Here is a 7235-nt window from a genome sequence, read left to right on the forward strand (position 1 = left end):
GTACCAGCGCGTGGCCTTCGGCCGTGCGGGCGTACCCGCCGATCAGCGCGGCGCAGCGGGCTTGGTGGGCGCGCAGCATGGCGACCTCCCGGGCATGGGGATACGGCGCTCGCGGTTCGGCGAGGCTGTCGTCGGCGTCGGCCCACACCATGACCAGGCCCAATTCGCCCAGTGGGGCGAACACCGCGCTGCGCGTCCCGATCACCATCCGCGCGCTGCCCCGCAGCACCGCCAGCCAACGCCGGTACCGGGCGGCCGGCCCGAGTCCGGCAGACAGCGCGACCACGGCCGCCTCGTCGATACGGCTGGTCGCCGCCTGCCACAACAGGTCCAGGTCACGCTGATCGGGGACGATGGCCAACACTGAGCGCCCGGTAGCCAGTGTCTGCGCGGCCGCCTCGGCGAACCGGTCTGCCCACCGCTCCCCCGGCAGTACCTGCCACACCGCGCGGGCCGCCCGGGTCTCGGCCAAGGCGGACAGGAACTGTCCACCACGGACGTATGCCTGCCAACCGGCCGGGTCAACCGGCGCGACGACCGGTCGCGGCACCACCGCGGTGAGTTCCTTCTCCACCCGGGCATGGCGGGCCGGTATGGCCAGCCGCAAGACGTCGGGTCGGGTGCCGGCATACCGCGCCGCCACCGCCTCGACCAACCGCCGGATCTCCGCGGTGAGCACCGGTTCGGCGGAGACCACCTTGTCCAGGAAGCCCAGCTTCCCCTGATGATCGGTGTCGTTGCGCCGTTCCAGCACGAAACCGTCGACCAGCCGCCCGTGGAACCGGACACGAACCCGCACTCCCGGCTGGGCGTCGTCGGACTGGTCGGCCGACACCAGGTAGTCGAACTCCCGATCCAAGTGCGGCACCGACAGCATGGGCAGCACTCGCGCGATCGGCTCGACCTCGACGGGTGTGCGAGAGCTGCTGCTAGACAACAGGTTCCGGGGCGGATATCTCGCGGCCGAAGAAGAAGCCGGCGGTGATCAGGATTTCTGCCGCGGCGTAGGACCACCAGATGGGTACCGCCAGCGCCTCATTGCCGAGAATGAACCGGCCGATCGCGATCATCGAGTCCGACGCGGCGAAACACACCGCGCCCACCGCGGTCCAGATGGTCGGCAACCCGGCCAGCAGCGCCGCGCACACCATGGCGCACAACACGGCGATGTAGACCGTCACCGGAAGGGTCAGCTTCTGCTCGCCGAGGTGCGGCCAGAACCAGATCAATAGCGCCGCCGAAGCCACGCACATCAGCACCGCCGCCGCGATCCGCGGCCGCGACGGGGCGGCCAGAGGTACCAGCGCCCCCAGGAAACACAAGTGCGCCAACAGGAATGAACCCAACCCGAACACGAAAGACGGTGTCCACCACGGAATCGCCAAGAACCAGTCCCCGCAGGCCGAGAACACCAGCGCCGCAACCAGCCAGCGCCGCTCCCGGACGATGGGATGGCCAAGCGCGGCGATGGCCAGCAACACCGCCATCGACGCTTTGAACGCCGGCTGGGCGACCCAGTGCCCGGTCAGCTCGGTTCCCGGCGGCAACCGCAGCGCCATGACCGTCAGGTAGACCCCGTAGGCCAGGGCCGCCCAGCCGGCCACCACCCAGGCGCCGGTGACCAAGCGGGATGCGTACGGTACCTCCATGCCCAACTTGGACAGCACCGCTGAGGAAAGACCCGCTATCGACCCCATCCTGCAGAAGGTACTGGATGCGGTTCCGTTTCAGCTATCCACTGACGACGGGATTGACGCGGCGCGCCAGCGGTTGCGTGACCTGCCCCGCCGACCGGTGCACCCGGAGCTGCGGGTGCAAGACCGGACCATCGACGGGCCCGCGGGCGACATTGCAATTCGGATCTACTGGCCGCCAACCGAAACCGACGCCCCGGTGGTGGTGTTCTTCCACGGCGGCGGCTTCGTCATGGGTGATCTGGACACCCACGACGGCACCTGCCGCCAGCATGCCGTGGGCGCCGATGCCATCGTGGTGTCCGTCGACTACCGGTTGGCACCCGAACACCCTTACCCGGCCGCGGTCGAAGACGCCTGGGCGGCAACGGTATGGGTGGCCGAGCACAGCGGTGAATTGGGCGCCGACACCGCACGTCTGGCCGTCGCCGGCGACTCGGCGGGCGGCACCATCGCCGCGGTGATCGCCCAGCGGGTCCGGGACAACGGCGGACCGGCGTTGGCTTTTCAGCTGCTGTGGTACCCCTCGACGCTGTGGGATCCGTCGCTGCCGTCGTTCACCGAAAATGCCGGGGCCCTGATCCTGGATGCGAAAGCCATTGCCGCGTTTTCCCGTTGGTATGCCGGGGACGTCGACATGACCAACCCGCCCCCAGGCATGGCGCCGGGCCGGGCGGAGAACCTCGCCGACCTGCCACCGGCGTACATCGCCGTGGCCGGTTACGACCCGCTGCGCGACGACGGGATTCGGTACGGCGAATTGCTGGCCGCCGCCGGCGTTCCGGTGCAGGTCCACAACGCCGAGACGATGGTACACGGCTACATCGGTTACGCCGGTGTGGTCCCCGCCGCCACCGCGGGACTGGACCGGGGACTGGCCGCGTTGCGCGCCGCCTTGCACCCGAACACGGTGCGTACGGTAGGGCTATGACGGAGCCGACCACCTCGCGAGCCGAGATCGACCCCTTCCTGAAGATGTTGTTGGACACCATCCCGATGACCTTCAGCGCGGAAGAAGGCGTGCAAGTCGCTCGGGCGCGCATGGCGCAATTGAAGGCACCAGCGGAGATGTTGCCCAATCTGCGCATCGAGGACCGGACCGTCGGCTATGGCGATTTGACCGACATACCAGTGCGGATCTACTGGCCGTTCTCCCCGGACGAGCCCGCCGCGCAGCAAAGCCTGCCGGTCGTCGTCTTCTACCATGGCGGTGGCTGGTGCCTGGGCAGCTTGGACACCCACGACCCCGTCGCGCGCGCCCACGCCGTCGGCGCCGAAGCCATCGTGGTGTCCGTCGATTACCGACTGGCGCCCGAACACCCGTACCCGGCCGGCGTCGAGGACAGCTGGGCGGCGTTGCGCTGGGTCGGCGAACACGCCGCCGAGCTCGGTGGCGACCCGAACCGCATTGCCGTAGCGGGAGATTCGGCGGGCGGCAACATCGCGGCCGTCATGGCGCAGCTGGCGCGGGACAACGGCGGACCGGCGCTGGCCTTCCAGCTGTTGTGGTATCCGACGTGCATCGGTGACATCACGCTGCCGTCGTTCACTGAGAACGCCAACGCCTACGTCCTGGACCTCGAGGTGATCGCGGCTTTCCTGGAGTGGTATGTGCCCGACATCGACATCAACGACTACACCAAGCTGCCGACCACGCTGGCCCCCGGCAACGGTGACCTCACCGGTCTGGCCCCGGCCTATATCGGCACCGCCGAGCATGACCCGCTGCGTGACGACGGCGCCCGCTACGCGGAGTTACTGCAGGCGGCCGGCGTTCCGGTCCAGTGGTGTAACGAGACCGCCATGGTGCACGGGTATGCCAGCTTCGCGTTGGTGGTGCCCGCGGCGGCCGAGGCGACCAATCGCGGACTGGAGGCGTTGAAGAAGGCGCTGCATTCGTAGACTTGCGTGATGAGTGACGCGCCGGACTACCACGTTCTGATCGTCGGCGCCGGGTTCTCCGGCATCGGCGCCGCCATCAAGCTCGAAGAAGCGGGATTCACCGACTACGTGGTGATGGAAGCCGGTGACGGGGTCGGCGGCACCTGGTACTGGAACAACTATCCCGGCATCGCCGTGGACATTCCGTCGTTCTCGTATCAGTTCTCTTTCGAGCAGAGTTCCAACTGGTCGCGCACCTACGCGCCGGGGCGCGAGCTGCGGGCCTACGCCGAACACTGCGTCGACAAGTACGGCATCCGTTCCCGAATCCGCTTCAACACCACGGTGATCGCCGCCGACTACGACGACGACCGCGACTTGTGGCGGATACGAACCGATCCCGGCGGCGAAGTCACCGCACGATTCGTCATCAGCGCCAGCGGTGTCTTGACGGCTCCCAAGCTGCCCGACATCGCCGGAGTGGATTCGTTCGACGGCATCAGCATGCACACCGCGCGCTGGGACCACAGCCAGGACTTGACCGGCAAGCGGGTCGCGATCATCGGCACCGGGGCATCGGCCGTCCAGATCATCCCGGAGATCGCGCCAATCGTGTCCTCTCTCAGTGTGTTTCAGCGCACCCCGATCTGGTGCTTCCCCAAGCTCGACCTGCCGCTGCCGGCCCCGGCGCGGTGGGCCATGCGGGTGCCCGGCGGCAGTGCCATACAACGATGGCTCAGCCAGGCGTTCGTGGAAGCCACCTTCCCGATAGCCGCCCATTACTTCAAGGTGTTCCCACTGGCGCGCTGGATGGCCGCGGCCGGGCGCCGCTACCTACGTCAGCAGGTCAAAGACCCGACAGTGCGCGACCAGCTGACCCCTCGGTACGCCGTCGGATGCAAGCGGCCCGGATTCCACAACACCTACCTCGCGACGTTCAACCGCGACAATGTGCGGCTGGTGACCGACCCGATCGACAAGGTCACCCCCGATGCGGTAGTGACCTGCGACGGCAACCGCCACGAGATCGACGTGTTGATCCTGGCGACCGGGTTCAAGGTGCTCGACACCGAAGAAGTGTTGACCTACGCCGTGGCCGGCAGTGGCGGGCGGTCTCTGAGCCAATTCTGGGACGAACATCGCACGCAGGCCTACGAGGGGGTCAGCGTGCCTGGGTTCCCCAATTTCTTCACCGTGTTCGGACCATACGGTTACGTCGGTTCGTCATACTTCGCGCTGATCGAGACCCAGGTCCACCACATCCTGCGCTGCCTGAAACGGGCCCGCCGCGACGGCGCCACCCGGGTGGAAGTCACCGATGAAGCCAACGCCAGATACTTCGCCGAGGTGATGCGCCGCCGCTACCGGCAAGTGTTCTGGCAAGAGAGCTGCCGGCTGGCCAACAGCTACTACTTCGACAAGAACGGCGACGTCCCGCTGCGCCCCACCACTACCGTCGAAGCCTACTGGCGCAGCAGGCATTTCGACCTCGACGACTACCGATTCACCGCGTAACGACGGGCCTCACCGGCGTCCTTGCAGAATCGCTTCGATGTTGCGCTCGGCCAGCGCGGTGATCGTCATGAACGGGTTGCACCCCAGGTAACCGGGCAGCAGCGAGGCGTCGTTGACGTAGAGCTTGGAATACCCCTTGACCCTGCCGAAGGCGTCGGTGGCCTGCCCCCGCACGACGCCGCCCATCGGATGCACCGTGTTGGGCGCGAACACCTTTCCCTGGAACAGGTCGTCGCGGTAGTCCACCCCGTTGGCGTGTGTGACCTTGTCGAAAACCCGTTGCGCCCTGGCCCGCAGGTGTTCGGTGTAGCCCTCTGGCCAGTTGATGGTTATTGAGTTCGACGCCCGGTTGTAGCTGATGTCCGCGCGGTCGCCCGTTCTGACCATCACGTAATAGCCCAGTGCGAGCGTCTCGACCGGAAGGGGCAGCGAGAACATGCTGGCATAAACCGGATTGTCCGGGTCGTCGCGGCCATCGAGGTTGATCATGCCCATCAAGGATTGTTGGGTACCCGCCGGATCCTTCGGTGCAAGCATGTGGGAAACCATGATGTCGCCGTTGTTGCCGTAGCCGCGGCCGACCGCTTCAGTCAGGTCGGGCAATGTCCCAGTCTCCCGCGCGCGCAGCAGCAGCTCCGTGGTGCCGAGCACACCGGCACTTAGATACAAGGATTCGCAACCGATTTCGTCTCGCCGCAGCTCCTTGCCGAACCGATCGATCTCACGGGTGGACACCACGTATTCGCCGGAGCGCTCCCGGCGGATACCGGTCACCTCGGTGAGCGGCTTGAGGGTGACTTTGCCGGTGGCCAACGCCGCGGCGATGTAGGTCTGGTCGACGCTGCCCAACCGGCCATAGTTGTTGCCGTACTGCTGTTCGAAATCCAGCGCCGAGCGCGGAGCCTGGCCCGCCTCTTCCCGGCGCAGGTAATCGAAGGAGTAAGCGCTGCCGTTGTAGTCCACCCGGTAGCCGGCCGCCGTAGCGTATTGCCTTCCCACCCTGGCGTATTGGAACCACGGTGTCTGCTCGAACCAGTCCATGTCGCGATAGCTGATGCGCAGCATGGATTTGGCGCGCTCGATATAGGTCCGGTGGAAGTCGCCGGGATCGATGTCGGGGAACGCCGCCCGCAACTGGTCGGGGGTCGGGATGGCGGCGATGGCCGCATTGATCATCGATCCGCCGCCGACCCCGATCCCGCGAAAGACCGTGTGCGCGCCGTGCACCGCCTTGTCGCAGATGCCGGCCTGCACGGGTTGCCGCGAGGGGGCATGTCTAGCCACCTGCTCCATCGAGACACCCCGGAAGGACGGCACCAGGCTGGGCGGGACGGAGGTGAACCAGCCGGAGCGGTTGTCGGCCGGCAGCATGCGCGAGAAGCGTTTGCCGTCGGTATCGGCGTTGTCCCAGAGCCGGCCTTTTTCCAGGATCAAAGTCTGGACGCCGGCCTGGCCGAGCCGTAGCGCCGACACTCCGCCGCCGTAGCCGCTGCCGACCACGATGGCGCGGTAATGCTGGCGGGGAGCCGTTCCCGGACTGTGCAAGCCGAGTCCGACTGCCCCCGCGCCGGCGGCGCCGGCGGCGATCCCGGCGGCCACCCCTAGAAAGCGTCTTCTGGACAACCCTTTCGGGCGCGTCTCGTTAGTCATGTCACACTAGCCCCCTCCCGCTAGCCGACCGCAATCCGCTCTTTTATGGTTTATGCATACCATAGGTACGGGTATGGGGGGGATTATGGAGGGGAATATTGTTGAATTGTCTGGGTTACGACCGTGTGAATTGGCTTGCCCAGTGGTCACGCCAGCGCCCCGCCCCGGCCCACAGCCAACAGGCCAGCACCACCGATCCGTACTGATTCGGCAGGTAGAGGTAGGTGGCCCAGCGGTAGAACGGGTCGCTTTCCAGCCGAGCCAGCACGCTGTCGGGCGGATTGTCGGAGTCGCGCCCCACCACGTGATCGAGCACTGGGATCAGTCCGAACGCCAGCACCAACCCTGTCCACCAGAACGCTCGGACTCCGGTGGTCCACACCAGCAGCCAGGACGCGGAGACCAGAACCGGTACCGCCGCGCCGACGCGTAGGCTCAAGCGGTGGCCAAAGAGTTCTCGCGAATCGACGAGTCGCTGCGCGAGTTTATACGTCG

General features: G+C 66.7%; 5 protein-coding genes and 2 pseudogenes. 3 read left to right on the forward strand and 4 right to left on the reverse strand.

All coding sequences use genetic code 11. The features are described from left to right. Together A9W95_RS25560 and A9W95_RS25565 are read right to left on the reverse strand one after the other, a co-directional pair. Positions 1–877, reverse strand: a pseudogene (locus A9W95_RS25560) (primosome assembly protein PriA); the annotation flags it as partial. 52 nt (positions 878–929) lie between these two features. Beyond that, positions 930–1649 carry a lysoplasmalogenase gene (locus tag A9W95_RS25565; protein ID WP_067419124.1) on the reverse strand — a complete coding sequence of 240 codons (720 nt, stop codon included), beginning with the start codon at positions 1647–1649 and terminating at the stop codon, positions 930–932. Here A9W95_RS25565 and A9W95_RS25570 point away from each other — a divergent pair. The 3 genes from A9W95_RS25570 to A9W95_RS25580 are packed head-to-tail and all read left to right on the forward strand — an operon-like array spanning position 1648 to position 5090. Beyond that, the gene (locus A9W95_RS25570; protein ID WP_067419125.1) at positions 1648–2625 is read left to right on the forward strand and encodes an alpha/beta hydrolase; all 978 of its coding nucleotides are present in this window, start codon (positions 1648–1650) and stop codon (positions 2623–2625) included. The two genes, A9W95_RS25565 and A9W95_RS25570, sit on opposite strands and share 2 nt — an antisense overlap. Further along, the gene (locus A9W95_RS25575; RefSeq protein ID WP_067419126.1) at positions 2622–3596 is read left to right on the forward strand and encodes an alpha/beta hydrolase; all 975 of its coding nucleotides are present in this window, start codon (positions 2622–2624) and stop codon (positions 3594–3596) included. Before A9W95_RS25570 ends, A9W95_RS25575 begins: the two co-directional genes overlap by 4 nt. Before the next feature lie 9 nt (positions 3597–3605). Further along, a complete protein-coding gene (locus A9W95_RS25580) occupies positions 3606–5090 on the forward strand; it encodes an NAD(P)/FAD-dependent oxidoreductase (RefSeq protein ID WP_067419127.1) in 1485 nt (494 codons plus the stop codon). Between the two features lie 9 nt (positions 5091–5099). Here A9W95_RS25580 and A9W95_RS25585 read toward each other — a convergent pair whose 3' ends face one another. Continuing rightward, positions 5100–6740, reverse strand: coding sequence for a GMC oxidoreductase (locus A9W95_RS25585; RefSeq protein WP_067419128.1), 1641 nt, complete (start codon positions 6738–6740; stop codon positions 5100–5102). A gap of 115 nt (positions 6741–6855) precedes the next feature. After that, positions 6856–7235 (reverse strand): annotated as a pseudogene (locus A9W95_RS25590) (hypothetical protein); the annotation flags it as partial.

The organism is Mycobacterium sp. 1423905.2, from assembly GCF_001673155.1.
Lineage (GTDB): Bacteria > Actinomycetota > Actinomycetes > Mycobacteriales > Mycobacteriaceae > Mycobacterium.